This is a genomic window from Paenibacillus oleatilyticus (assembly GCF_018998565.1).
Taxonomy (GTDB): domain Bacteria; phylum Bacillota; class Bacilli; order Paenibacillales; family NBRC-103111; genus Paenibacillus_G; species Paenibacillus_G oleatilyticus.
Map to the genome: position 1 here is coordinate 95312 of NZ_JAHNZO010000020.1, position 23379 is coordinate 118690.

23 protein-coding genes and 1 tRNA gene are annotated in these 23379 nt (G+C 53.7%); 8 read left to right on the forward strand and 16 right to left on the reverse strand.

All coding sequences use genetic code 11. The annotated features are described in order from the left end of the window. The 6 genes from KQX66_RS23480 to KQX66_RS23505 all read right to left on the reverse strand — a co-directional run bounded on the left by KQX66_RS23480 (position 1) and on the right by KQX66_RS23505 (position 3977). Complete coding sequence (locus tag KQX66_RS23480) at positions 1 to 1317, reverse strand: phage tail sheath family protein (protein ID WP_216795234.1); 1317 nt, start codon at positions 1315 to 1317, stop codon at positions 1 to 3. Beyond that, positions 1318 to 1539, reverse strand: a complete 222-nt coding sequence (locus KQX66_RS23485; protein ID WP_253957379.1) for a hypothetical protein — start codon at positions 1537 to 1539, stop codon at positions 1318 to 1320. Beyond that, positions 1532 to 1996, reverse strand: a complete 465-nt coding sequence (locus tag KQX66_RS23490) for a phage tail terminator family protein (RefSeq protein WP_216795235.1) — start codon at positions 1994 to 1996, stop codon at positions 1532 to 1534. Before KQX66_RS23490 ends, KQX66_RS23485 begins: the two co-directional genes overlap by 8 nt. Positions 1997 to 2319: 323 nt before the next feature. Continuing rightward, positions 2320 to 2955, reverse strand: coding sequence for a hypothetical protein (locus KQX66_RS23495; RefSeq protein WP_216795236.1), 636 nt, complete (start codon positions 2953 to 2955; stop codon positions 2320 to 2322). 117 nt (positions 2956 to 3072) lie between these two features. After that, positions 3073 to 3585 (reverse strand): DUF1492 domain-containing protein, encoded by a 513-nt coding sequence (locus tag KQX66_RS23500; protein WP_216795237.1) that lies wholly within the window; start codon positions 3583 to 3585, stop codon positions 3073 to 3075. Between the two features lie 74 nt (positions 3586 to 3659). Continuing rightward, positions 3660 to 3977, reverse strand: coding sequence for a hypothetical protein (locus tag KQX66_RS23505; RefSeq protein ID WP_216795238.1), 318 nt, complete (start codon positions 3975 to 3977; stop codon positions 3660 to 3662). A gap of 264 nt (positions 3978 to 4241) precedes the next feature. Here KQX66_RS23505 and KQX66_RS23510 point away from each other — a divergent pair, with 264 nt between their 5' ends. Continuing rightward, positions 4242 to 4688: a helix-turn-helix domain-containing protein gene (locus tag KQX66_RS23510; RefSeq protein ID WP_054976472.1), complete on the forward strand. Its 447-nt coding sequence runs from the start codon at positions 4242 to 4244 to the stop codon at positions 4686 to 4688. A 25-nt stretch (positions 4689 to 4713) separates the two neighbouring features. Next, positions 4714 to 5184: an ImmA/IrrE family metallo-endopeptidase gene (locus KQX66_RS23515; protein ID WP_216795239.1), complete on the forward strand. Its 471-nt coding sequence runs from the start codon at positions 4714 to 4716 to the stop codon at positions 5182 to 5184. A gap of 136 nt (positions 5185 to 5320) precedes the next feature. Here the strand turns inward: KQX66_RS23515 and KQX66_RS23520 are convergent, their stop codons facing one another. Further along, a complete protein-coding gene (locus KQX66_RS23520; protein WP_216795240.1) occupies positions 5321 to 5761 on the reverse strand; it encodes an ArpU family phage packaging/lysis transcriptional regulator in 441 nt (146 codons plus the stop codon). A gap of 193 nt (positions 5762 to 5954) precedes the next feature. Between KQX66_RS23520 and KQX66_RS23525 the strand changes: the two genes are divergently transcribed. After that, positions 5955 to 6626 carry a helix-turn-helix domain-containing protein gene (locus KQX66_RS23525; protein ID WP_216795241.1) on the forward strand — a complete coding sequence of 224 codons (672 nt, stop codon included), beginning with the start codon at positions 5955 to 5957 and terminating at the stop codon, positions 6624 to 6626. A gap of 8 nt (positions 6627 to 6634) precedes the next feature. Here KQX66_RS23525 and KQX66_RS23530 read toward each other — a convergent pair whose 3' ends face one another. Both KQX66_RS23530 and KQX66_RS23535 read right to left on the reverse strand, forming a co-directional pair. Continuing rightward, positions 6635 to 7867: an MFS transporter gene (locus tag KQX66_RS23530; RefSeq protein WP_216795242.1), complete on the reverse strand. Its 1233-nt coding sequence runs from the start codon at positions 7865 to 7867 to the stop codon at positions 6635 to 6637. A gap of 363 nt (positions 7868 to 8230) precedes the next feature. Further along, positions 8231 to 8563 (reverse strand): hypothetical protein, encoded by a 333-nt coding sequence (locus KQX66_RS23535; RefSeq protein ID WP_216795243.1) that lies wholly within the window; start codon positions 8561 to 8563, stop codon positions 8231 to 8233. A gap of 239 nt (positions 8564 to 8802) precedes the next feature. Here KQX66_RS23535 and KQX66_RS23540 point away from each other — a divergent pair, with 239 nt between their 5' ends. After that, a complete protein-coding gene (locus KQX66_RS23540) occupies positions 8803 to 9306 on the forward strand; it encodes a tyrosine-type recombinase/integrase (protein ID WP_216795244.1) in 504 nt (167 codons plus the stop codon). 50 nt (positions 9307 to 9356) lie between these two features. Here KQX66_RS23540 and KQX66_RS23545 read toward each other — a convergent pair. Together KQX66_RS23545 and lepB are read right to left on the reverse strand one after the other, a co-directional pair. Next, positions 9357 to 9427 (reverse strand) — tRNA-Gly (locus tag KQX66_RS23545). Positions 9428 to 9490: 63 nt separating this feature from the next. After that, positions 9491 to 10006 carry a signal peptidase I gene (gene lepB, locus KQX66_RS23550; RefSeq protein WP_216795279.1) on the reverse strand — a complete coding sequence of 172 codons (516 nt, stop codon included), beginning with the start codon at positions 10004 to 10006 and terminating at the stop codon, positions 9491 to 9493. A gap of 191 nt (positions 10007 to 10197) precedes the next feature. Here lepB and KQX66_RS23555 point away from each other — a divergent pair, with 191 nt between their 5' ends. Further along, positions 10198 to 11127, forward strand: a complete 930-nt coding sequence (locus tag KQX66_RS23555) for an aldo/keto reductase (protein WP_216795245.1) — start codon at positions 10198 to 10200, stop codon at positions 11125 to 11127. 106 nt (positions 11128 to 11233) lie between these two features. On the opposite strand, the gene KQX66_RS23560 is transcribed toward KQX66_RS23555, so the two are convergent. Then, positions 11234 to 12970, reverse strand: coding sequence for a putative bifunctional diguanylate cyclase/phosphodiesterase (locus tag KQX66_RS23560; protein ID WP_216795246.1), 1737 nt, complete (start codon positions 12968 to 12970; stop codon positions 11234 to 11236). Positions 12971 to 13114: 144 nt separating this feature from the next. Next, positions 13115 to 14782 carry a copper resistance CopC/CopD family protein gene (locus tag KQX66_RS23565; RefSeq protein WP_216795247.1) on the reverse strand — a complete coding sequence of 556 codons (1668 nt, stop codon included), beginning with the start codon at positions 14780 to 14782 and terminating at the stop codon, positions 13115 to 13117. 504 nt (positions 14783 to 15286) lie between these two features. On the opposite strand from KQX66_RS23565, the gene KQX66_RS23570 reads away from it, so the two are divergent. Continuing rightward, positions 15287 to 17512: a ribonucleoside-diphosphate reductase subunit alpha gene (locus KQX66_RS23570; RefSeq protein WP_216795248.1), complete on the forward strand. Its 2226-nt coding sequence runs from the start codon at positions 15287 to 15289 to the stop codon at positions 17510 to 17512. A 322-nt stretch (positions 17513 to 17834) separates the two neighbouring features. Further along, a complete protein-coding gene (locus tag KQX66_RS23575; protein ID WP_010499619.1) occupies positions 17835 to 18872 on the forward strand; it encodes a ribonucleotide-diphosphate reductase subunit beta in 1038 nt (345 codons plus the stop codon). 99 nt (positions 18873 to 18971) lie between these two features. Here KQX66_RS23575 and KQX66_RS23580 read toward each other — a convergent pair whose 3' ends face one another. From KQX66_RS23580 to KQX66_RS23590, 3 genes are all read right to left on the reverse strand, one after another. Further along, positions 18972 to 20519, reverse strand: a complete 1548-nt coding sequence (locus KQX66_RS23580; RefSeq protein ID WP_216795249.1) for a methyl-accepting chemotaxis protein — start codon at positions 20517 to 20519, stop codon at positions 18972 to 18974. 120 nt (positions 20520 to 20639) lie between these two features. Then, positions 20640 to 22361: a GGDEF domain-containing response regulator gene (locus tag KQX66_RS23585; protein ID WP_308647265.1), complete on the reverse strand. Its 1722-nt coding sequence runs from the start codon at positions 22359 to 22361 to the stop codon at positions 20640 to 20642. 29 nt (positions 22362 to 22390) lie between these two features. Further along, positions 22391 to 22774 carry a response regulator gene (locus KQX66_RS23590; RefSeq protein WP_216795250.1) on the reverse strand — a complete coding sequence of 128 codons (384 nt, stop codon included), beginning with the start codon at positions 22772 to 22774 and terminating at the stop codon, positions 22391 to 22393. Positions 22775 to 22986: 212 nt separating this feature from the next. On the opposite strand from KQX66_RS23590, the gene KQX66_RS23595 reads away from it, so the two are divergent. After that, the gene (locus KQX66_RS23595; protein ID WP_216795251.1) at positions 22987 to 23370 is read left to right on the forward strand and encodes a hypothetical protein; all 384 of its coding nucleotides are present in this window, start codon (positions 22987 to 22989) and stop codon (positions 23368 to 23370) included. Positions 23371 to 23379 lie beyond the last annotated feature (9 nt).

The following is a 23379-nucleotide window of genomic DNA, read 5'->3' on the forward strand; positions in this document are numbered from 1 at the left end:
TTACTTCACCGTCACTTTCATGTAGATTTTTTCGATCGAATCCACCGGCTGGACATGCAATTCCACATACACGCTGTCCACGTCCTGGCCTTGAATGACATTCACATCGGTTTGCGAATTGAAATTTTGGATGGCCGCATTCGCCTGCAGCGTTCTCAGGTAAGTGACGACCTCGTTCCACAGCAAATTGCGCCCGTCGTGGTCGTTGCTCACCTTACCGATATAGAACGTCTCGAAAATCCGCTTAATATCGTTGGCAATGCCGTCTAGCACGCGGATTACGCGGTTTTTGGAGAACGCTTTGCCCTTGGTCGGCAGGAAGCTTTTGAACGTGTTCAGGTCCTGCTCAATAATGGCACGGCCTTTGTTTTGCACAAAAACAACCTCGCCGCCGCGCAGGGCGGATTCGATTTGGGAGTTCGTGTAACGGATGTCCACGTCCACCGCATCGTCGTACGCTTGGTACGTCAGCGATTGGTTCACCTGCGCCCCGGCCGTAGCCGCAGCTACCCATACCGTCGCTTTCACCGCATCCAGAACGGTGCCGTCCGTCAGCACGACGCCATTTTTGACGCTGATGATGCCTTCAAAATCGGCTGCCGGATAGTTTTCCAGCACGGCCTGCACTTTCTTGCCTTCGGTATCTCGAAGCCGCTTCACGAATGCCGTGTAGACGGATTTCAACGTAGCGTCGCCGGATGCGAGCGCCATCGTTTGGAAGTCGAACACTTCGATCGCTCCGAGATAGTCGGTATGGTCCTGGTTGGTCACGGTGCCGTCAGCGCCGCCGGTGAGCGCAGCGCCCGCCGTTGCCGTCAAGTCGCCCGTGCCGCTAAATACGACCCAATCGTTCGCCTTCAGCCCGGCGATATTGGCCACCGTCTGGGAATCGACGGCTTGACCGGCCAGCAGCGTCTTCACGTCGAATTTCGTATTATCGTCGATATTCGCCTGAACGACAACGGACAAATCGTTGCCGCGCACGCCGCCGTGCTTGGCCGTTACCTTCAGCGCGCCGACCGTTGCCGCTGCCTTCGTTCCTGCATTCAAACGGTACAGCAGCACCGTTTGGGCGCGCTTCAAAGCCTCCCGCACCAGCAGCAGCTGAGGCGCTGCGATATCGTAACCGAGCAGCGTTTTCACATCGTCTCCTGCGCTGATGGTCAGCACCTTTTTCGCTTCACCCCAGCCGAGCGGCAGCGCCATCGTCATAATCCCGCGATCGCCGGCTGCACCTGCCGGTTTTCCTTCACCTACGAAATTGATGTACACCCCTGGGCGTACTTTGTTTTGAGTTGTCCATGTTCCGCCTGCCATCTATTCCACCGCCTTTTTCAAATATTGTTCGATTTGTTGTTTGACCTGATCGGTCGTATACGTTTCCTCATCTTGCAGCAGAGCGTTCAGCAAATCTTTTTGCTGTGCCGTAAACAGCTTCGACTCCAAAAACTGCTGCTTCGTAAAAGCCGACAAGCTCTCCTGAGCCGCAGTCGTCTCTTCCTTCATGGCTGCCGCTTTCGACGTCCCTTTTTTAATCATGTCGGATATGTTCCTCCTGTACTAAATTTCGCATCGTAGGCACGGCCTCTTTTGGCCGCATTACATACACCTCGAAGCTCACGTAAAAATGAAGCACGTTGTCCGTCAATGTGTAACGCATGCCTGAGCTGCGATACGTATGACCTTCCCACGGGATCAGTTCAAGCCGCTCGTACAACGCATCCCGGACCGTCTCGCAATCGCGAATCAACTGCGGACTGCCCGGAACCGGAAAGTAGGCGATGTCGAACGTCCCCGTCCGGATATACCGGCGGTTCATTACGTGCTTCTGCGCACCTTCCGTTTGCCGAACAAAAAAAGCAGGCTTCGTGAAGCCCTGCTCGACTTGTTCCGTATAGACGCTCGCGGCCGGAAACATTTCCTTGAGCCGTTTCGCAATCCCCTGCTTAATTTCTTCCACGTTCACCACCCCGATAGAAGCCGGATAAAGCTTCATGAATTGCCGCAGCTTGCGCTTCCGCCTGGCAGCGGCTCACACCTCAAAGGGTGCTCCGGAAATCGCCTGCTCGAACTGTACATCCAGTTTGCGCAACCGCTCCATATCCTCCCTCCCCCTGAAGCCTAATCTTGTGCGGCGGAGCGAATGCAAAAAGAGCCGCATCGCTGCGACTCTTTCGTTCGTGTTCCCCTTAGCACAATTATCTTACATTAACATCATAGCACGGGAAAACCGCACCTCGTTACAAAGGTTGTCCATAGTTAATCCAACGCTTTTGCAGCGAAATTCCGATGAAATTGCATCGGCCCTTCAGCTCAGCCTCAGCCCACGCCCTCGATACGTTCTACCTCCGCATACAGCTCCTCCGCGGCATTCCGCACTTCCTCACGCACCGAATCGCAAAGCCGGCGAATCTCTTCCTTATATAGAAGCAAAATTTGCGCCGTATAGTAAACGAAGCTGTAAAATGTCTGATCGGAGACGGGATCGTCCTCCCAACGTTCCTCGTCCTCTTCTTCGTCTTCCGGCCAAAGCTCATTTTCATGAAGCAGATCGGTGATGGACGAGAACGGTTCCATCTCCACAACATGGCCTAGCGTATCTGCGCACGCAACCGCAATGGGCTGACACATCTTCAGGATCGCGACGACAAGCGCATTCAAACGCTCGCGCTCCTGCTCGCTTAATTCCTGCTTCGCGGAATCGTTCGCAGCTTCGCCAAGCACCCGCATCGCAAAAATGACGCCGAACGGCGTAGCGTGCCACAGCGTGCTTTGATGCTCAAGCTCCTCGCCCAATCGCCCGGCAGCATTGTCCAGCGCCTCCATCTCTCCGTGAGCCATCGCATGAAACCATTGCGGGACCCCCGCCGCCCGTCCGTAGGAGGAGATCAGGCGCTGCCACGGAATGTCTTCCATTTTAACGTTTTTGATGAATGCCACATCCTGCTGAAGCATCGGTTTCTCCCCATTTCCTCTTTATTGAAAATTAGCTTCATTATAGCACAAGCGAATCCTGCCGAACTGGCCAAGCAGACCCATAAACGCAAAAAAGAGCCGCAGACCGCTGCGACCCTAGCTAATCAATATTCCGTATTCCTTCAACGCTTTACGTCTCCATCCATAGAAGGTGGATAGGGAGATGCCCAGATCGCAAGCGATGTCATGCGGCTCGTTTCCATCCACATACAATAATTTGAGCACTTGCGCGTATTCGTGTTTAAAATCGTCCAGAGCGTCCATCGCTCGCTCCATCTGCTCTTTTTGCCGTCCCAGCTCCTCCAGCTCGCTTACCCGCGCCAATATCCCTTGATAGCCGTCCGACGTACCCATCTGCCCTTCCAATAGCGCCTTGATTTTCGCCTCCGCGCTTCGAAGCGCTTCTTGGTCTGCGCCGGATGCCGCCAGCTTCCGCCATTGCCGGTGCAGGTCTTGCAGTTGACCGTCCTGGACAATCGTGCCGAGCCGCATCCCGCCGCTGACAGGGTACTTCTCAAGCATCTTGATGCGTCCGACAAGCCGTTTATATCCGCGAAGCTGATCTATAGCCATCTTTTCGTAGTTTTGTTCGAGATTAAGCATCATCATTCCGGTTTATTCCCCTCTCGTCATTCTCTGGAAGCATGTCCGATCGAACTTACAGCTTAAACTTGCAGCACCGTTCACCCGAGCTTTTCCGCCGCGTAGAGCAGCTCGTCAAAATATATCGTCGGAACGTCCGGCAGCCGTTCGGCGCCGTAGTGCCGGAGGAGCGCCCGAATTTCACATTGACGTCCGGCTTGAACAAGCCCGGCAAACTTCGTCCGGATCATCTCCAACGTTACCGGTTGACACGGTTCCCAAGAACCTGCTTGTCCGCTGTAAACCTGTTCCGCCTTGTTGTTCTTCGCCGTCGGTGCGGTAACTTGCCGCCGTTCTCTTACAAGGTTAGCCGGTTGAGCGTCGTTTGCAGATTCGAGGTTTTGGACGGGATTCGTCATATTCGAGGCGCCTCCATTCGTTAGCATATCGTTCGTTTTACGAAACTAAGAATAAGCTATTAGCTTCAAAATGACAACCATTTAATTTAATCATATAGATTAATTATCGCATAAAAACACCCAAAAAACAAACCATTTGCTTAATTATTCTCCCATTTTCTTCATTTTCAGTTTTCCAAAGCTTGATTATTAAGCTAAAAGCTGATATAATGGAAACAAGTGTTCTTCTATTAAAAAGCCAGTTCAGAAAAGGTGACATGTCTTATGGGGAATCGGGTGCGGGACATTCGAAAAGCAAGGAATATGGCGGGGACCGTTGTCGCCGAACTGTTGAACATTACGCCTCAATATTATTACGAGATCGAAAGGGGAAAAAAACGGCTGAGCGCCGATATGGCCGGCAAGCTCGCCGCCCATTTTCAAGTGACGACGGATTACCTTCTGGGCTTATCCGACGAGCCTTCACCGAACGTATCGGCCATGGAGGAGAAGCGGGACGCGTCTCCTTTGACACCCAAAGAAGAGAAGGACATCGCCCGGGATCTTGAACGAATGCTCAGCGATCTCGAGTCTGATGAAGCACTTGCCTTTCATGGCGAAACCTTGGATGAGGAGAGTAAAGAATTGCTGCGAATATCGCTAGAGAACTCCATGCGGCTTGCCAAACAATTAGCGAAACAGAAGTTTACCCCGAACAAATATCGAAAATAAAATCGGTACGGGGGTAGATAAGCAGATGCGAAATTCGAAACAAGCAGCCTTGCAACTGATTAAAAAGTACGGAACGAACAACCCTTTCAAAATCGCATCTCAGAAAAACATCCATGTTCTCTTTGAGCCGCTCGGCAATGTTCTCGGCTACTTCAGCACGTACAAACGAATCCGCTTCATCCATATCAACCAAGGCCTGGATAAATCCGGCCAGCGCTTTACGTGCGCACACGAGCTCGGGCACGTGATCCTTCACCCCAAGGTGAATACGCCCTTCCTTCGCAGGAATACGCTCGTTTCGATCGACCGGATCGAGAGCGAAGCCAATCAGTTCGCCGTCGAGCTGCTGATGCCCGACGAACTCATTCTGGGCGGCATGACGATCTACGAAGCGGCGGCAGCAAGCGGCGTGCCGCAGGAAGTAGCGCATTTAAAGAGTCTCCCGAAGCGGCAGCGCAGTATCTGGAAAAGTGAAGATACATATTTTACCATCTAGCCAACGTAAGTAAAACACAGAGCCGGTGCTCCTAAACGCGGGAAACACCGGCTTTTTTATAGAAAGCTCACAACAGTACTCCTCATAGAAAAATAGACCGCCCCCCACGAGAGAGAACGGTCTATTTGTTGCCTGCTTACTGTGTTATCAGCTCGAACCCGCAATCCACTTCCAAAAATAAAGCCATTTCGTACATCGCCGCAAGTCGCTGCCGATCGTATGTATCCTTGGACATGCTCAGTCGGTCGCATACTTGCATATCCGTCGGCGTATTTTGCCGCATATACCGCGTTTCGATGATCGACCGCTGCTTGTCCGGCAGCAGGCTCAGCGCGATTTCCACGGAATCGCACACGTAACTGCGGTGCATTTGCTCGTTTACATTGTATACGGCGATCTGCGCGGTAGGATCGCTTACCGCATTCGTCGCCCCGTGGTACCGCGGATCGTAACTGGCGGTAACCCGGGCTTCGCGTCGTTCGAAGCTGCTGTATTTGTAGCTCCGGTACAGAGCCAGCCGTTCTTCCATGGCTGCGCGGACGGCTTTTTTTTGCGCAAGTGTGAGCGTATCGTTCATAGCGACCACCTTTCGATTCACCCGAATGGATATTCTTGCAGCGGACAAGCAACCGCGGGCTGCTGTTCACCGTTTCTTGTTTTGTGTTAGTAACATTATCACACTTTCTTGCTATTAGCAACAATATTCAAAATAACATTTACTAATAGCAAGTAAACGTGTATAATAGAAGAACAAGAAAGGATGTGCGCGGATGAACGTTCAGCAGTTCGGAGCCTATTTAAAAAGCTTGAGGGAAGCCAAGGGGCTGACGCTTACCCAACTGGGCGATCGGATCGGCTACTCGAACCCTTATTTGTCCCAGATCGAAACGGGCAAGAAAAAAAACATGCCCTCGCCCGAGCTGCTGGAGAAGCTGGTCGAACCGCTTGGCGTCGAGTATGCCGATCTGATGGCAGCTGCCGGCTACCAGAAGCTTGCTGATACCCACAAGTACCGGCAGGCGTTCCAAGACCTGCTCGATATTCTCGGGATCGACCTCGACGGGATCGTTCAAGCCCTTCCCGTCATTCCCCGGGCGGCCCTCAAACGATTGGAACGGGATTATCGCCCGTTCTTCGGCGACGATTTCGAGATTACGCCGGACACGCTGCAAGCTTTGCTTCAGCAAGATCCGCCGAAGGTCGAGATTTACAAGCTGATCGGCCAATTGGAAAGCATGGCGGGGCAGTTCCGAACGCCAGGAGCGGACGCCGAAAAAACCGATACCCAGACGCTCGAGCATCTGTACGATATCGGCAAATCGCTCCAATATATTGACGGCCTCCAATACAACGGCCACCTGCTCACCGATCAAGACCGGCAGCGCATTCTCGGAATGCTCAAGCTGCTGTTCCCGCAATACGAGGAGCAGGCCAACGATTGAGACGGGCACTACAGGTGTTCGCTCTCCAGCAAAGCCCCTTTTTTCCGAAACTGCAGCTGCACAAATCCGTATGCGGCTGAAACGAGCAGCACGCAGCCGGAAGCGATGTAAACCAAACGAACGCCGATAACGTCTGTTACGATTCCGATCACCGCAATAGAGAGCATCGTGATGAGCTGGACCAAGGTAGACCGGGCTGCCGCCACTTTAAGCAAAGTATGCTCGTCCGAGCTGTTTTGAACCATCGATTCTTGCGCCAGATCGCGGATTTGATAAGCCGGCCCCATCAACAGGACGAGCAGCAGCGCCAGCATGCTGTTCGATACGAACCCGTACAGCAGTGTCAGCACACCGAACAATGACGCTCCCAATAGCATACTCACGGTCAGCTTCCCCTGCATCCGGCGGGAAAGACGAAGGACAATCAAACCGCCAACGATGGTGCCTAAATAGTAACCGCCGTTAATATATCCCCACCAGGCTTCACCTTCGTGCAAAGCCTCTTTGACAAAAGTTAACGTGACGGCTCCGATCCAGATCGTGCCGACCCAAGATTCGATTAGATCCATCATGACAAGGACACGCAGTCCTTCATGCCTGTAAAGAATTTTCCAGCCTGCCGTTAATCCGGCAACAAATCCTTGTTCGCTCCGAAGCCCTGCCGGTTCATGCTTCTTCCCGTGCCGCTTCAGAAGGAACATGCATCCGATCGATACGACGAGTAAAGCAAACGTAATCCCAAGCGCAGCGCCTTGGCCTAAGATGGTCAGCAGCACGCCACCCAAAGTCCATCCGGCAAATTGGAATGTTTGGTCCACCGTCGACAGCAAGCCGATCGCTCTCACCCGCTCACTCTCAGGTACAACGGCTCGGAGCAGCGAGCTTTTTACAGGCGAGAACCAGCCGTTGAAAAAAGAAATGATCGCAAGCAGCCCCATGATGACAACCAAGGTCAAAGCGGAAACGTCCTGCGTTAGCATCAGCGCAAGACACAGGAGAATAACCAGCTGCGTCGTTTGCGAAAAGATCAGCAGCGCGGGAAGCCGAAACCGGTCGGCAAACGACGGCAAAACGACGCCGCTGACCATTCGCGAAATGGCGCTGATTAGCGTCACGGCCGCGGACAACGCCGTCGAACCGGTCTGCGCGTACAAATGCATGACCACAACCATCGTATAAAGCGCAAAGCCGAGGTTGGTTGTCGTTTGGCTGACCAATAAAGCGTAAAATGAACGGTTCAAGCGCAATCCCCCGCAGATTAAATACACTTTTTATACTCGTATGTATGTTAAGTATGCAGGATTTATTATAAATGCGCCGGCTTGAGGAAGCAATTGTTTTCTGGAAATACATTGAAGAAACCTGATCGACGACGATCTACGTAACAGGGTGTTGTAAGGCCGAGGGACCCCGGAGGACACTTATAGGCTGCTTAACTGGAGCCGGATTTATTTGGATCACAAGAAACAATTAAGTTGTCGGAGTTACATCCGGGGCAATATATCAACTACAACGGTGAGGTCATTACAAAAGAGCAGGCAGTAAAGATCGTCGCTTCAGGAGAGCGTCCGGTACTGTACACGGTGTTGTCGCGCGGCCTTTCTTCAGTCGATGTACCATTCGCCAGTCCAAGGATCTTGCACCCAGCGGGCATGATGGTAAAAATGATGCCCGTGCATATCATGATGGTGGTGCGGATAGTGGTGCCGATGGAACGGATTGAAGCCGTGTAGATTGAAGCTGTGAGGATTGAAGCTTTGAGGATGCGTTAAACCGAGATATTGGTGATAATGCTGACCTTGAGACGGCCAATAAGGATTAGGTGGAAAGTGCTGAGTAGGCTGACCTGAAGGGCCGTGACCGTGCCACCAAGGATAACGATACGGATGGATGTGTTCGAACTCCTCTGCGGTTTCGATTATCGTCTCTTGAGACATTTTTGATTTCTCCTCTCTGACTAGAACATACTCCACCATATGTCAGTGAGGGGGAATTGGGCACTTATCCATCTAAAAAAATGGGCTTAAAGAGGACTTATCCCTCTCTGTAAGGGGAATGGATGATAATTCCCTCTTTTTCCCAAGTACCGAAACAGAGCCGCTATTATTGAGTAATCACGAATGGCGTAAAGGTACGCTCTCTCAGTTTAGATGTTTATTGGGCAGATTTCGGCGAGGTGAATATAGACAAAAGCTTGCCGATAGATTGGGAATTTATAGATGATCCTAAAAATGAAAGCTCTTTTGGTGAAGTTGACATGCCAGAATGGTACATGCGAGAGTTGAAAGAATTTTATCACCAATGGAAAATCGATAAACTTAAAGTAGGGGACCTATGGAAAGGCGGAGACAGACAATTCATATTTCATAGTGGATTTGGTGAACCATACTACCCTTCTACTACTACTAGGACATGGGCAAAATTTTTAAAGCGAAACAAATTCAGACATATACGTCTTCACCATCTTCGTCACACATCCGGATCACTTCTTTTCGAGGCCGGCGAACAGATGAAATCCATACAAGAAAGACTTCGGCATTCACGTGAACAAACGATATGTGATATATACGTTCATGTTTCCAAAAAGAAGAAAAAACAGACTGCCAAAGCGTTCGATAAGTTCGATCCGAAAGCGAGTGGCACCAGTTTGGCACCAACATCAGAAAATGAGGTAAATTAACAACCTATAAAAATGACAAAAACCCTTGATATACAAGGGTTTTTCTTGTAAGCGGGTGATGGGAATCGAACCCACGCCACCAGCTTGGGAAGCTGGAGTTCTACCATTGAACTACACCCGCGCGAAAAGGGATTGCGCTTATTTATTATAAGCGTTCCCTATCGTTTTGTCCAGAGGCGGCCCGCTACTTAATCTCCCCGATCTGATCGAACGGATAGTAACGGAACAGCGCCTTGCCGACGAGCTTGCTTTTGTCCACGAACGGCGTCGGCCACAGGTGGGAATCCATGCTGTCGTTGCGGTTGTCGCCAAGGAACAAATATTTCCCTTCCGGCACTTGAACCGGGCCGAATTGGTATTTCATCGGCTCCTTCACATAAGGCTCGTCCACCTTCTCGCCATTGCGATATAGCACGCCGTCCTTCACTTCAATCGTATCGCCCGGCAGTCCGATCAGCCGTTTAATGTAGCGCTTGTCTTCTTCTCCCTTGAGCGGCGGATAAAAGACGACGATGTCGCCGAACTTAAAATCGGTCAGCGCGACCATCTTTTCCACAAACACTTTATCGTCGAGCTGAATGGTCGGCAGCATCGAACCGGTCGGCACCTTCATCCCCTGCGCCACGTATGTGTTGAACGAAAAGCTGATGATCACAGCCAAGCCAAGCGGCGCTACCCATTCCTTCGCCCATCGCATCATTCGGTTCAAGAGCTTCTCCCTCGCCTTCTCAACGTCGTTTCTCTTAACTATACCGGATACGGAGGAAAAGAGTATTAAAATAACCTTAAAATTAGAAACCGCCGACCGTTGGTCGTACATTTGAAGCAAGCTAACGAATTAGGTACAATCAGGGAGAAGCGCAACATCATTCGCTTGAGGAGGGATTATCGATGAAATACCGGAAGTTGGGCAAAACAAACATGAAGGTGTCCGTCATCGGGGTCGGCACATGGCAGTTCGGCGGCGAATGGGGCAAGCCGTTTACCCAGGAGGAAGCTGACGCGATTCTGGACGAAGCCAAAGCGTGCGGCATCAACCTGATCGACACCGCGGAATGCTACGGAGACCATACGTCCGAATCGCTCATCGGAAGCTACATTTCCCGGGGTCGGCGCGAAGACTGGGTCATTGCCACCAAGTTTGGGCATAAATTTCACGCCCATCTGGACCGGAGTCAGGAATGGTCGCCGCAAGCAGTGTTGGCACAGCTCGATGCCTCGCTCAAAGCGCTCCGGACGGACTACATAGATCTTTATCAGTTTCATTCAGGTACAGACGAAGCCTTCGATCAGGACGAGCTGTGGACCTTGCTGGATAAACAAGTACAAGCGGGAAAAATACGGCATCTCGGCACGTCCATCGGCAGCAATGACAACCTCCATCAAACGGATGCCTCCGAACGCGTGAATTCGAAGGTGATTCAAGTCGTTTACAACCGGCTTGACCGCAAGCCGGAGAAGCGGGTCTTCCCGTCCTGCGAGCGCCAAGGACTCGGCGTGCTGGCGCGCGTGCCGCTGGCCAGCGGCTACCTGAGCGGCAAATACAATCCCGGCGCTTCGTTCGCGGAGAACGACGTCCGCCATCGGCACGATCCGGAGCAAACGCGGCTGAAGCTGGAGGAAGTGAAGCGCATCCGCGAGCACGAAGTGCCGGAAGGCATGGACATGGCGACGTGGGCGCTGGCTTGGTGCCTGAAGCATCCTGCGGTCAGCGCGGTGATCCCGGGCTGCAAAAGCCGCCAGCAGGTCATCGCCAACGCCGCTGCCGCGAGGTATGTGGGCGACGGTCACCCGCAGGCTTGGCAGGAAACGAACGCCTAAGCACCCGAGCCGGTCACTACCACCTCTCAGAAGTGTCCGCCTCCACAAAATAAACAAGCGTTCCAGCCCTCGCATTGGACGAGGCTGGAACGCTTCTTTGTTTCCATCAAGCAGGAGGCCGCAGCATCAGATCGGTAAATTCGTGTGCAGGAACCGGCTTGCTGTAAATGTAACCTTGAATTTCCCTGCATTTGATATCGAGCAGGAAGGAGAGTTGCTCCTCCGTCTCGACCCCTTCGGCAATCACGTTCAGCTTCAGGCTGAGCGCCATGGCCATAATCGCTTGGACGATGGCAGCGTCGTCGGGATCGACCGTAATGTCGCGGACGAACTGCTGCGCAATTTTCAGTTTGTCGATCGGAAATTTCTTGAGATAATTGAGGGACGAATAGCCGGTGCCGAAATCGTCCATCGAGATATGTACGCCGAGCTCGCGCAAGGTTTGCAGCTTTTGAATGACTTGATCCACGTGATACATCGCAATGCCTTCGGTAATTTCCAGCTCCAGATACCGCGGCTCCAGCCCGCTTTCCTGCAGCGCATCGAGAACGACTTGGACGAAATCGTGCTGGTGAAACTGAATCGGGGAGATGTTCACCGCCATCTTCAGCGGCGGAAATCCGGCGAGCTGCCATGCCTTGTTCTGCTTACAAGCCGTGCGCAGCACCCATCGTCCGATCGGAATGATCAATCCCGTCTCTTCGGCCAGCGGAATAAATTCACCCGGCGAGATGAAGCCAAGCCGCGGATGATTCCAACGGATGAGCGCCTCCATGCCGTTCATGCGGGTCGTGAAAATATCGACCTGCGGCTGGTAATACAGGACGAACTCCTCCTGCTCCAGCGCTTTGTTCAGCCACTCTTCCATCACCAGCTTCTGAATGACCGTATCGTTCATCTCGGCCTTGTAGAACTGGTAGCCGTTTTTCCCGAGCTCCTTGGCCCGGTACATGGCCGTATCGGCATTTTTCATGAGCGTAATGGGATCTTCCCCGTCCTGCGGATACATCGCAATTCCGATACTGCAGCCCACCCGAAGCTCGTGGCCGTCTATGGCAAAGGGCTGGCTGAGCAGATGAATAATTTTCTGCGCCACCTTCTCGGCATCTTGCGGCTGCAACGTATCTTTGATCAGCACGGTGAATTCGTCCCCGCCCTGCCGCGACACGCCATCGCCTGCCTGCAGCCCGCTTTTAAGCCGTTCCGCCGCTTCCGTCAACAGAAGATCGCCGAACGTATGGCCGAACGTGTCGTTGACGTTCTTAAACCGGTCCAGATCGATGAACATGACGGACAGCTTGCGCCCCGACAGCTTGGCCTTCCGGATCGACATGCCGACGGTTTGTTGGAACTTCTGGCGGTTCGGCAGCCCGGTCAGCCTATCGTGATAGGCGAGGTATGTCAGCTGGCGTACCGTAAACTCCCGGTTGCGCATATCCGTCAGCACAAAGTGAAGGATCGGCGCCGTGAGCAGAGCGAGACCTGCCAGATCAGCCGTTGTTCTCATCAAGTCGGCGGTTTGTGACGACGCATAGCGCACCGCCAATTCCACAATCTCTGCAAACGCCATAATACCAACGGCCGGGGCCAGCGCCCGAATCGGCTTGACGCTGTTTTTCCGAACGGCCGCATTCAGGATCGGGGCGACCAACAGCACGGTCAAGCCCGCTGTCATGAAGTCCAACGAGTCATTAGGCACACCAAGCAACTGTTTGAGCGAAAGCAGTACGATTTCCGCACCGGCCATGACGCACCACAGATGCAGAAGTGCACCGTGCCGGTACAGTTTATGCCGCCATTCCCGCAGCAGACCCGAACCTACAGGACTCCGTTTTTTTGCCATGTCGATCCTCTGCTTCCTCTGATGAAGGGTTTTCTTTTATTCTAATTCCCCAGAACCAAAAGAACAAGACAATTTTGGTTATAAAGACCCATATTCATCGACATAAAACGATAAAATTCAACATCACTTTTATTGAAATTCCGATCAATAAACGCGGAACGTATGTTCATATACCGTTTCGTCGTCATTGCTGTCCATAACCCGTACCTCCAGCTTCCAATGGCCGGGATAAGGCAAATAAGCTCCGCGCGTTTTGTAAGTATGTCTTTTTAACCCGAACGACTCCTCGAAGCTCACATCCTCCGTATATTCGACAGGCACCACAAGCGGCGCAATTTCCGGATTGTCCGTCGCCTGCAGCTTCATGATCACCTGCTTCGGTTTGCCGAGCTTTTCGGGCAGCCACACTTTTACGGCAAAATCGTTGACGCCCGGCACGTTCGGACTGATCTGCGCGGTCATATGGATCTTCTCGCCCATCACATGCCAGTTCATCGGTTCATTGGCCGGAAGCGGAGTTAAATAAGTAAATACGCCGACGACGCCGACAATAAGCGTCATCAGCACGGCATCGACGCCAAGCAGGCGGCCTGCCCCCCGTTCGCTGCTTTTGCGGAACAAGAAGCGGATCAGCGCCGCTGTCACGACGACCAACAGCACGAGCCCGGTCTTCGCCAGAAGCAGCTTGCCCCACCCGGTCTCCACGATATACCGTACGTCCGGGAGAAAAATGAACACGGTCAGCACGCCGGAGACGGTCAGCAGCAAGATGCTGACCAGCGCAGCCGTTGAGAAGCGCGGAAGGAAACGTTTGCCCAGTTCCTTATCCGTACGCCACAAGACGAGAAGCATCAGCAGGCCTCCGACCCATACCGAAGAGGCGGCCAGATGAAGCCAGTCCAGCACGAGCGTTTCGCTTTTCGGTTCGAAAGCAGCCGCATGTCCGAGCAGACTTTTAGCGAACCAGACGAGCGCAAGCCAGATATAGTCGAGAAAGACGCTGCGGTACAGCACGACAAAGGACAGCAGCGCCAGCAACAATCCTCCGGACCAGGCGTAGCCGACCGTCGTTTGGGTGAACAAACGCAGCAAACCTTCCGCTCCCCCGTCGCCGATTAAATCGCCCATATGCGCCCACATGAACAAAATATACGCGATCAAATAGAGCTGCTGCAGCCGTTCCGCCCACTGCCTCAGCCGGACGCGGGACGGATCTGTTTTTTCTCCGGGAGCGAACCAGCGCAGCCAGAGCAGCCAGCCCGTGAAACCGAGCAAAGCCAAATAAAACAAAATACGCGAGCCGAACTGCAGGACATCCTTCACTCCAAACGTACTCATCGGACCGTCGTGGCGGTGCAAGTGCTCAATCGCAGGCGCGCTGCCGCTGACGCCCGACGGCTGGTCCAAGCTTTGGCCGACCGCGAACAAATAAGTGCCGTCCACGGGATGCCCGTCCGCCGAGATGACGTGATAAGTCACCACGTAGATGCCTTTGACAAGTCCCGGCAGATCCAGGGTCAAGGTTGTGCGGGTATCGTTCATCACAGCCGCTTTGTCTGTTACCTTGCGCTTGCTGCCGTCGTAAACCCTTAAATAGTACAGCCCTTCCTCCAGACGCTCGTTAAACGTCAAGACCACCTGCTCCGGCGGCTTCTCCAGCTCCGCGCCGTTGGCAGGAACCGTCTGTACGAGAGAGGCGTGCGCTCCGGCCGTAGCCGCAGACCCAAACAGGTACATGAAGCCGAAGCCGACGATCAGCACCCATAAGGCGAGCCTCCTGTACGTCTCTCCCCAATACCCTCTCCATTCCATTGGTTACTCCTCCTATCGATTACCGGAGACCCGGTGTCATCATCCCATGACCTCTATTTTTTCGCAAAAAAAGGCAGGTTTCCCACAGCCCATAGTAAATGTAGCATAAAACGCAATAACAAACCAAATTCGGCGTTTTTTCGCGATTTTATCCTAATCAATTGGCGATTCTCGGCCGAAATAATAGATTGACAGAGAAGCGACGATGCGGTAAATTCATGTTATTGCTTCGCGCAAACAACTACATATTGTAGGTTCAAGAATCAAGAACTACGACATATTGTGGAAACTCGTTAGGGCATCGCTACGATAATGAAGCCGCACCCGCACGGTTCGTCAGGCCTGATCGACGACAAACCGGCAGAACGACAGGAAGACGCTTCAGAAGCGGGAGCCCTGCGCGTTACCAGACATTTAACGCTTCGCACGAAGCGTTAGCGGCATGCGTCTGCCTGCACGGCAGCGGCATGCTTTTTCTTTGAACATTCCAAAGGAGCTGAATGCATGATCATCGTAAAACGGGACGGCACGAAAGAAGAACTTGTGTTCGCAAAAATGAAAAAAGTCATCGACTTCGCGTGCGAAACTTATCCGGAATGCGATCCGCTGGAGCTGGAAACCGCTCTGCTACCTTTATTCCGCAACGGAATTACGACCCAGGAAATCCAGCGCCTACTCATTCAGGTTGCCGTGGAAAAAACAAGCGTCGAGCAGCCGAACTGGCAGTACGTCGCCGCCAAGCTGCTTTCCTACGATCTTTATAAGGAAGCCCGCTTAAACCGCAAGTACGGCCATTTCGGCTACGGCGATCTGTATTCGTTGATCACCTATTTGACCGATATGGGCTTGTACGGCAAATACATTCTCGAGCATTACAGCCGGGAAGAAATTCAGGAGCTCGGCACTTACATCAAGCCGGAGCGCGATTACCTGCTGAACTACATCGGCCTCAAAACGCTCGCCGACCGCTATTTGATCAAGGGACTGGACAAAGAAGTGCTGGAGCTGCCGCAGGAGCTGTTCATGGGCGTTGCGATGCACCTGGCCATGAAGGAAACGGATAAACTCCGTTGGGCGAAGCAGTTCTACGACGTGCTCAGCAATCTGGAGATGACGGTAGCGACGCCGACGCTGGCGAACGCCCGCAAGCCGCTGCATCAGCTCTCCAGCTGTTTTATCGATACGGTGCCGGACAACCTGTGGGGCATCTACAACGTAGACCAAAGCTTTGCGCAGGTATCCAAGCACGGCGGCGGCATGGGCATCTATGTCGGCAAAGTGCGCAGCCGCGGCTCCAACATCCGCGGATTCAAGGGCGTCGCCGGCGGCGTCGTGCCTTGGATCAAGAACTACAACAATACGGCTATCGCCGTCGACCAGCTCGGCGTCCGTTCCGGAGCCGTCGCCGTCTACCTTGATGTGTGGCATAAGGATATTTTGGACTTCCTGAACCTGAAGACGAACAACGGTGACGACCGGATGAAGGCTCACGACATTTTCCCGGGCGTCTGCATCCCCGATCTGTTCATGAAAACGGTCGAGGAGCGCGGCACGTGGTACTTGTTCGATCCGCACGAAGTGCGCAAGATCAAGGGCTACTCGATCGAGGATTCGTGGGGCGAGGAATTCGAAAGCCGCTACTGGGATTGCGTAAACGACGACAAAATTTCGAAGGACGAAATTCCGGCCATCGACATTATGAAGCGCATCCTGACCAGCTCGTTCGAAACCGGCACGCCGTTCGTGTTCTTCCGCGACACGGTCAACCGCGCCAACCCGAACAAGCACAAAGGCATGATTTACTGCTCGAACCTGTGTACCGAAATTTGCCAAAACATGAGCGCCACCGAGATGATCCAGACGGAACACGAAGACGGCATCATTACGACGAAGGTGAAAAGCGGCGATTTTGTCGTCTGCAACCTGTCGTCGACCAACCTTGGCCGCGTCTATACGAAGGAAGACATCGAGCGCGTCGTCACGACGCAGATGCGGATGATGGACAACGTCATCGACCTGAACTACTATCCGATTCCGCAAGCGCAAATTACGAATAAAAAGTACCGCGCCGTCGGCCTCGGCTCCAGCGGCTACCATCAAATGCTGGCTCAGCTCAAAATTCAATGGGAATCCGACGAGCACGTGCAGAAAGCCGACGAAGTGTACGAATGGATGAACTACTACGCCATCAAAGCGTCGATGGAAATCGCCAAAGAAAAAGGCGCTTACCCTGTATTCGAGGGCAGCGAATGGCAGACCGGCGAATACTTCGAAGCCCGCGGCTACAACAGCCCGGAATGGCTCGAATTGAAAGAGCAAGTCGCGAAACACGGTGTACGCAACGGCTGGATGTTCGCCATCGCGCCGACGGCGTCGACCTCGCTCATCGCCGGTTCGACGGCCGGGATCGACCCGATCTTCAACAAGTTTTTCGTCGAAGAGAAGAAGAACGCCGTCATCCCGCAAACCGCGCCGAACCTGAACCCGGAGACCATGTGGTTCTACAAGGAAGCGCACCGGATCGACCAGCATTGGAGCATCCGCGCCGCCGGCGCCCGCCAGCGCCATATCGACCAATCGCAATCGTTCAACCTGTACATCACGCCGGAGCTGTCCGCCCGCGAGTTTCTGGAAATGTACATGGCCGCTTGGAAACACGGCCTGAAAACCGTCTACTACTGCCGCAACAAAAGCCTCGAAGTCGAGGATTGCGTAAGCTGCAGCGCGTAGATGAAGAGTTTCTGTATCCTAATCCGTTAGGGCCAGGCGCGCATGAGCGCCCCCTCCCCAACGAAAAAGCCCGGAGTTCGCGGGCGGCAGCGAAGCGCGCTGCCCAATGAACTCCAACGCTCTAAACGTAAAGCGTGTACATAAGACTCTTTGCAAATGCAAAGAGTCTTATGTACGAAAGCGATCCACTGTCAACCGTCTCTCATTTGCACAACTTCACTCAACCGACCCTTTCCGGGGTCCAGGGGGCCGGCGCCCCATGGGGTCCTCCCTACTAGGGAGGATTTAGGAGGGTCATTCGACTTAGGGGGTAGACCAACCAATGGAGCTTCAAAAGAAAAAGCTGTTTAACGAGCACGGCGACCGGGATTGGGGCAAGCGCCGCATGATCGGCGGCAACACGACGAACCTGATCGAGCTGAACAACGTCAAATATGACTGGGCAACCAAGATGTACCGCACGATGATGAACAACTTCTGGATTCCCGAGGAAATCCCGCTCGCGCAGGATGCGAAGGACTACAAGTTCCTGTCGCCCGTGGAGCGCCAAAGCTACGACAAAATCATCAGCTTCCTGATCTTTCTCGATTCGCTGCAAACGGCCAACCTGCCGAACATCAACGAGTACATCACCGCTCCGGAAGTCAACCTGTGCCTGACGGTGCAGACGTTCCAAGAAGCCGTGCACAGCCAGAGCTATTCGTACATCCTTGACAGCGTCTGCTCGGCGGAAGTGCGCGACGACATCTATAACCAATGGCGCGAAGACAAGCACTTGCTGCGCCGCAACCGGTTCATCACCGACCTGTACGAACGGTTCATCGAGACGCCTTCCACGGAAAACCTGATGCGCACCATCATGGCTAACTATATTCTCGAAGGCATTTATTTTTACAGCGGCTTCAGCTTCTTCTACGCGCTCGGACGCCAAGGCAAGATGCTCGGCACCGTCTCGGAGATCAAGTACATTCAGCGCGACGAACTGACGCATCTGGCGCTGTTCCAGAACATTTTCCGCGAAATCCGCAAGGAAAATCCCGAGCTGTTCACGGACGAGCTGATTGAAGACCTGCGCCAAATGATGAAGACGGCTGTCCAGCACGAGATCGAATGGGGCCAATACATCACGAACAACAACATTCACGGCCTGAGCAACGATATCATCGACCAGTACATCAAATATTTGTCCAACGAGCGCCTGCGCAAGCTGGGCCTGGAAATTTTGTACCCCGAAGTCGTCGAGCATCCGATGAAGTGGGTCGAGACGTTCAGCAACATGAACAGCATGAAAACGGACTTTTTCGAGCAAAAGGTGACCAACTACAGCAAATCGTCCAACCTGAACTGGGACGACCTGTAAGCATTGATTCCCAACGCGCTTGCCGACGAACGAAAGCATCCCGCTTCCTCTGCCTTGACGGCAGCGAAGCGGGATGTTTTTTCGTGTAATCTATCTGCCTTATAAAGAAGACATGTGCTTTTTCCGTTCCGTTTGCAGCTCGTGGCAGATCGTCTCCAGCTCCTTCGCGAGCCGCGTCAGCCCTTCCGTCGAAGCGGTGATTGACTCCATCGCCGATAGCTGCTCCTGCGACGAGGAGAGCACATGATTCGCCCCTGTCGCACTGTCGTCGGAAATGCGCGCCACCTCGTTCAACGCGGCCGTCACCTGCTCCGACCCCGCCGACATTTGCTGGGCCGCCGCCGAAATATCCTGGATTTGATCGCATACTTTTTTCGCTTCGTCGACAATGAGCCGGAATACGTCCCCGGCTTCGTTCACCGCCGTATGACTTGTTTCCACCTGACCGGCGCTTGCGCGCATCACCGATACGGCGGATACCGTCGCCTGCTGAATCTCTTCGATCAGCTGCGTGATTTGACCTGCCGACGCTTCGGCTTGCTCCGCAAGCTTCCGGACCTCGCGCGCCACCACGGCAAAGCCCGCTCCGTGCTCCCCTGCCCGGGCCGCTTCGATCGCTGCGTTCAGCGCAAGCAGGTTCGTTTGGGAAGCTACCCCGGAAATCAACGTAGCGATCTCACCGATTTCGACCGACTGCTTCTCCAGCCGGTGTAAAGCCGCCGACACTTCCGTCGAGGAGCTTTTCAAAGCGCCAAGCTGCGATACCGCATGCCCGATCGTCTCGTTGCCTTTCTCCGCTTCCTCCACCATGCCGAGCGACGCCTCCGAGACGGTCGCCGACGATTCGGCCACGCGCTGTATGCCGATCGACATCTCTTCCATCGCACGTGCGCTGTCTTTGCTGGTTTGCGCCTGCTCTTCCGTTCCCGACGCCATGCCTTCCATGGAGGTCATGATCCGGCGGTTCGCCAGCAGCGTCTGCTCGGTGTTCTCGTTGAGCCGTCCCACGTAATCCACGAGCTGCTCGGAGCTGTCCGTCAGCTTGTTCAGAATGTTGCCGAGCAGCTTCTGCTTCTCCTGCTTGTCCGCTTCGAGCAAAGCCACGGTTGCCTTTTTCTTCGTGATTTGCCATACGGTCGTTCCTGCTGTCAACAGAAGGAACACGGCATGGATCGCCAGCATCTCGATACCGTACCCGTCCTTGCCGAACACAAGCTCCGAATACAGCCAGTAGGAGGCGATGTATTGCAGGGCGAACAAAGCGGTCATCAGCCAAATCAGCTTCGTATCTTCATAAAAGGCCATCAGAGCAATAACCATGAAGATCGAAAAATAAAATTCGACCATCCCGCCCGAGCCGACGATCATCGCCATACTCGTGAATGTCATGGACAGCGCATTGAACAGCGGAACGTAACGATGATGCCCCCGCCAAAATAACAACGCAGCGACGACTAACAGAATCAGCGGAGCCCCCAAAAACACATTAAGCAATACCTCGTAAGCCAGCAGATCGTGCTCGGATTTAAAGACATGAACCCATCGAAATAAAGCGCATGCAAACACGGCCAACAAGTACGTTCCGAACGTCACCGGCAAGGTCATCCGGTTTTTAATCGCCAACACATCGGGCTTCGTGGATAACAAAAAGCTCACATCCTATTCACTAAGGTCGAAGCTATATTCTTTATCACATATTATATCGGTCGGAAGTCCTATTTTTTATAGGTAAAAATGAAAAAACCGTGACAAGTTGTCGTCACGGCCTCAGCTTAATTCCAGCAATTCCTTCACCTTAAGCTCCAGCTCAACCATGGAAAACGGTTTATGCATATAAGCATTCGCTCCAAGCTGCATCCCCCGGCTCGTGTCCTCCTCCCGGCTGCGCCCGGAGAGAACGAGCACTTTCGTATGGGGCGGCCGCGTGCCGCGCTCCCTCATCCGCTCAAGCACGCCGTACCCGTCGAGACGCGGCATCACGCCGTCGAGAATACACAGATCGACCGGGCTGCCGAGCAGCTCCAAATAAGCCTCTTCTCCGTTGGCCGCCTCCTTGAAGTCGATCGGCAGGTGCCTGAGCTTCGCCATGAGAATCGAGCGTAAAATATTGTCGTCGTCGGCAATCAGCACCGTCTTGCGCGCCGCTGCGTCCGTCTCCGTACCGGCAGCGTCGCCGGTATACAGCATCACCCGGTTACGGCCGCTTTGCTTGGCTTCGTACATCGCATCGTCTGCTCGCCGGATCCACTCGCTCAGCGTAAGGTCGGGCTGCCACTCCGACACGCCGGCCGAGAACGTAATGTGAAACGACTGGCCTTCGTTTTGCGCCACAGGTCCCTGATGCGTCAGCCTCAGAATGCCTTCGATCGTCTTTTTGGCGTCGGCGGCGGACGTGCCGGGCAGGACCACCACGAATTCCTCGCCCCCGAAGCGGGCGATCAGATCCGTAGCGCGCAGATTGGCCTGTAGCAGATGGGCGAGGCCCTGCAGCACCAAATCCCCGATCGGATGCCCGTACGTGTCGTTGATCGATTTGAACCGGTCGATATCGATGAATACCATCGAGATCGTCCCGGGATACCGTGCGACGCGCTGCAGCTCCACTTGAATTTGATGGTCAAAATACCGTCGGTTGTACACCCCCGTCAACGGGTCGCGGAATGCCATTTGCTCGAACGTCTTGGTCCGCTTGAGCAGACTGTAGATGCGGGCGGCCAGCTCTTCGTATTGAAACGGCTTGACCACGTAGTCGTCCGCGCCCAGGTAGAAGCAGCGGACCTTGTCGTACACGTCGCTGCGCCCGGATAGCACGATCAGGGGCACAAGCTTCAAATTCGGGTCTTCCTTCAAAAATTCGAACAGTTCGTAGCCGCTGCCCGGATGCATCATAAGATCGAGCGAAATCAAGTCGTACGAACGCTCCCGGATGAGCCGCTGCGCCGAACTGACGTCTGCGGCTTCATCCACCTCGTAGCCGTCCAGCTTCAGACGCCGGACCAGATAAGCCCGCAGCACATCGTCATCGTCGATCACAAGCAGCCGTTCGCCCTGCGGAGGCGTGAGAGTGCGCTGCAGCTGTTCCTGCTGCTCATCCGGCTCCAGCTCGCGTGCGATGGTATCGAACTCCAATTCCAATTCGAGCACCAGCGCAAGGGAAGCCTGCGAGCATTGCCGAAACCGTACCCGAACCGCCGGCGACGCCACAGCTTCCTCGTCCTGCGACCATTCCCAGTGCCCGACCAATTTCTCGGCCAATGCCCCAATGCGCGTAAAACCGAACATCGGCGCGCTGCCTTTCAGCGTATGTACGATACGGTAAAACCGGCGGGCCGTCTCGGACGTATCCTCCGGCTCCGCATCCCCGGTCCAATGCCGCAGCTGCTGCAGCTGCTTATTCAGCTCGCGAATATATTTTTTCCGGCCTTCCTTCAGCAGCCGGGCCTCTCGTTTCATCCGGTCGTCAGAGGGTGTTTGATGCAAAGCCTTCACTTCCCGTCTCCGGTATAAATTTCTATCGGTTAACGCGCATCGCGCCGGATCAGCTCTTCCACGGTATCCAGCAGCTGCAGCGGACTGAACGGTTTGACGATATATTGCGTAACGCCCGCCGCCTTGGCACGTTCCCGGTCCTTATCCAGCGCTTTGGCCGTCAAAAGAATGACCGGTGTGTCCGCATTCGGATTCGCATGGCCGCGAAGCCATTCGCAAACCTCCACTCCGGTGCGTTCGGGCATCATATAGTCCAGAATAATTAAGTCGAACGGCTGCTCCCGCAAATAGGCAAGCGCCTGCGCCCCATCTTCCGCTTCGGTAAGCTCGTATCCTTCCTCGGCCAACGTTTCCGTTAGTAAGAACCGCAAGGCGGCTTCGTCATCGGCCAATAAAATTTTATAAGGTGCCATAAGCCGTCGAACGCTCCTTCATGGTGCATGCTCTTATGAGATCATTATAGCACGGATGGTTGCCACAGGGTTACAGGGAACTTTCCAATCGCATATAGTTCTTAAGTACCATTTGTAAACCAAAAGAACTATGATACGATAAAAACACCACAAAATTTGATGAAAATTTTACTTTTTCCGAGCACTTTTTCCTAGCTGAAAGGAAGGACAACATGAATCCCGTGGACCATCTGATCAAAAAAGTATCCAAGTACGTTTCGTTCGGCCAGCCCGTTTCGTCCGGGTCCTTGGTAAGTCAGCGCTTGTCTGACCCGCGCATGCCGATGCAAGCGTTTTATTTGACACTCCAGCCCAAAAGCGAACAAGAACATTACTATCATGAGGTTTGGCTGAAGAAAGAAGGCTCGTTTGCCATCACCGAGGCGTGGTACAAAGACAGCAGCGTCACCCGAAGCCTGGTTCAGGACAATATTTCATATGAGCAGCTGATCAACGCAATCGGCGAGGAACAGTCGCATCATGTCGTTCTGCGAATGACGGAAATCGTCAAGAAGTCGGAACGGGAGGATTGGAGACCGTATTCCAGACGAGCCTGATTGGGGCAG

What these genes read in the sequence shown, in the direction of transcription:
- KQX66_RS23495 (WP_216795236.1), bottom strand. Translation starts at nt 2,955, where the DNA reads ATGCTTCAGCAGGATGTGGCATTCATCAAAAACGTTAAAATGGAAGAC.
- KQX66_RS23575 (WP_010499619.1), top strand. Translation starts at nt 17,835, where the DNA reads ATGGAGCTTCAAAAGAAAAAGCTGTTTAACGAGCACGGCGACCGGGAT.
- KQX66_RS23500 (WP_216795237.1), bottom strand. Translation starts at nt 3,585, where the DNA reads ATGATGATGCTTAATCTCGAACAAAACTACGAAAAGATGGCTATAGAT.
- KQX66_RS23510 (WP_054976472.1), top strand. Translation starts at nt 4,242, where the DNA reads ATGGGGAATCGGGTGCGGGACATTCGAAAAGCAAGGAATATGGCGGGG.
- KQX66_RS23595 (WP_216795251.1), top strand. Translation starts at nt 22,987, where the DNA reads ATGAATCCCGTGGACCATCTGATCAAAAAAGTATCCAAGTACGTTTCG.
- KQX66_RS23520 (WP_216795240.1), bottom strand. Translation starts at nt 5,761, where the DNA reads ATGAACGATACGCTCACACTTGCGCAAAAAAAAGCCGTCCGCGCAGCC.
- KQX66_RS23490 (WP_216795235.1), bottom strand. Translation starts at nt 1,996, where the DNA reads ATGAAGCTTTATCCGGCTTCTATCGGGGTGGTGAACGTGGAAGAAATT.
- KQX66_RS23555 (WP_216795245.1), top strand. Translation starts at nt 10,198, where the DNA reads ATGAAATACCGGAAGTTGGGCAAAACAAACATGAAGGTGTCCGTCATC.
- KQX66_RS23535 (WP_216795243.1), bottom strand. Translation starts at nt 8,563, where the DNA reads ATGTCTCAAGAGACGATAATCGAAACCGCAGAGGAGTTCGAACACATC.
- lepB (WP_216795279.1), bottom strand. Translation starts at nt 10,006, where the DNA reads ATGATGCGATGGGCGAAGGAATGGGTAGCGCCGCTTGGCTTGGCTGTG.
- KQX66_RS23515 (WP_216795239.1), top strand. Translation starts at nt 4,714, where the DNA reads ATGCGAAATTCGAAACAAGCAGCCTTGCAACTGATTAAAAAGTACGGA.
- KQX66_RS23565 (WP_216795247.1), bottom strand. Translation starts at nt 14,782, where the DNA reads ATGGAATGGAGAGGGTATTGGGGAGAGACGTACAGGAGGCTCGCCTTA.
- KQX66_RS23560 (WP_216795246.1), bottom strand. Translation starts at nt 12,970, where the DNA reads ATGGCAAAAAAACGGAGTCCTGTAGGTTCGGGTCTGCTGCGGGAATGG.
- KQX66_RS23590 (WP_216795250.1), bottom strand. Translation starts at nt 22,774, where the DNA reads ATGGCACCTTATAAAATTTTATTGGCCGATGACGAAGCCGCCTTGCGG.
- KQX66_RS23485 (WP_253957379.1), bottom strand. Translation starts at nt 1,539, where the DNA reads ATGATTAAAAAAGGGACGTCGAAAGCGGCAGCCATGAAGGAAGAGACG.
- KQX66_RS23525 (WP_216795241.1), top strand. Translation starts at nt 5,955, where the DNA reads ATGAACGTTCAGCAGTTCGGAGCCTATTTAAAAAGCTTGAGGGAAGCC.
- KQX66_RS23480 (WP_216795234.1), bottom strand. Translation starts at nt 1,317, where the DNA reads ATGGCAGGCGGAACATGGACAACTCAAAACAAAGTACGCCCAGGGGTG.
- KQX66_RS23505 (WP_216795238.1), bottom strand. Translation starts at nt 3,977, where the DNA reads ATGACGAATCCCGTCCAAAACCTCGAATCTGCAAACGACGCTCAACCG.
- KQX66_RS23570 (WP_216795248.1), top strand. Translation starts at nt 15,287, where the DNA reads ATGATCATCGTAAAACGGGACGGCACGAAAGAAGAACTTGTGTTCGCA.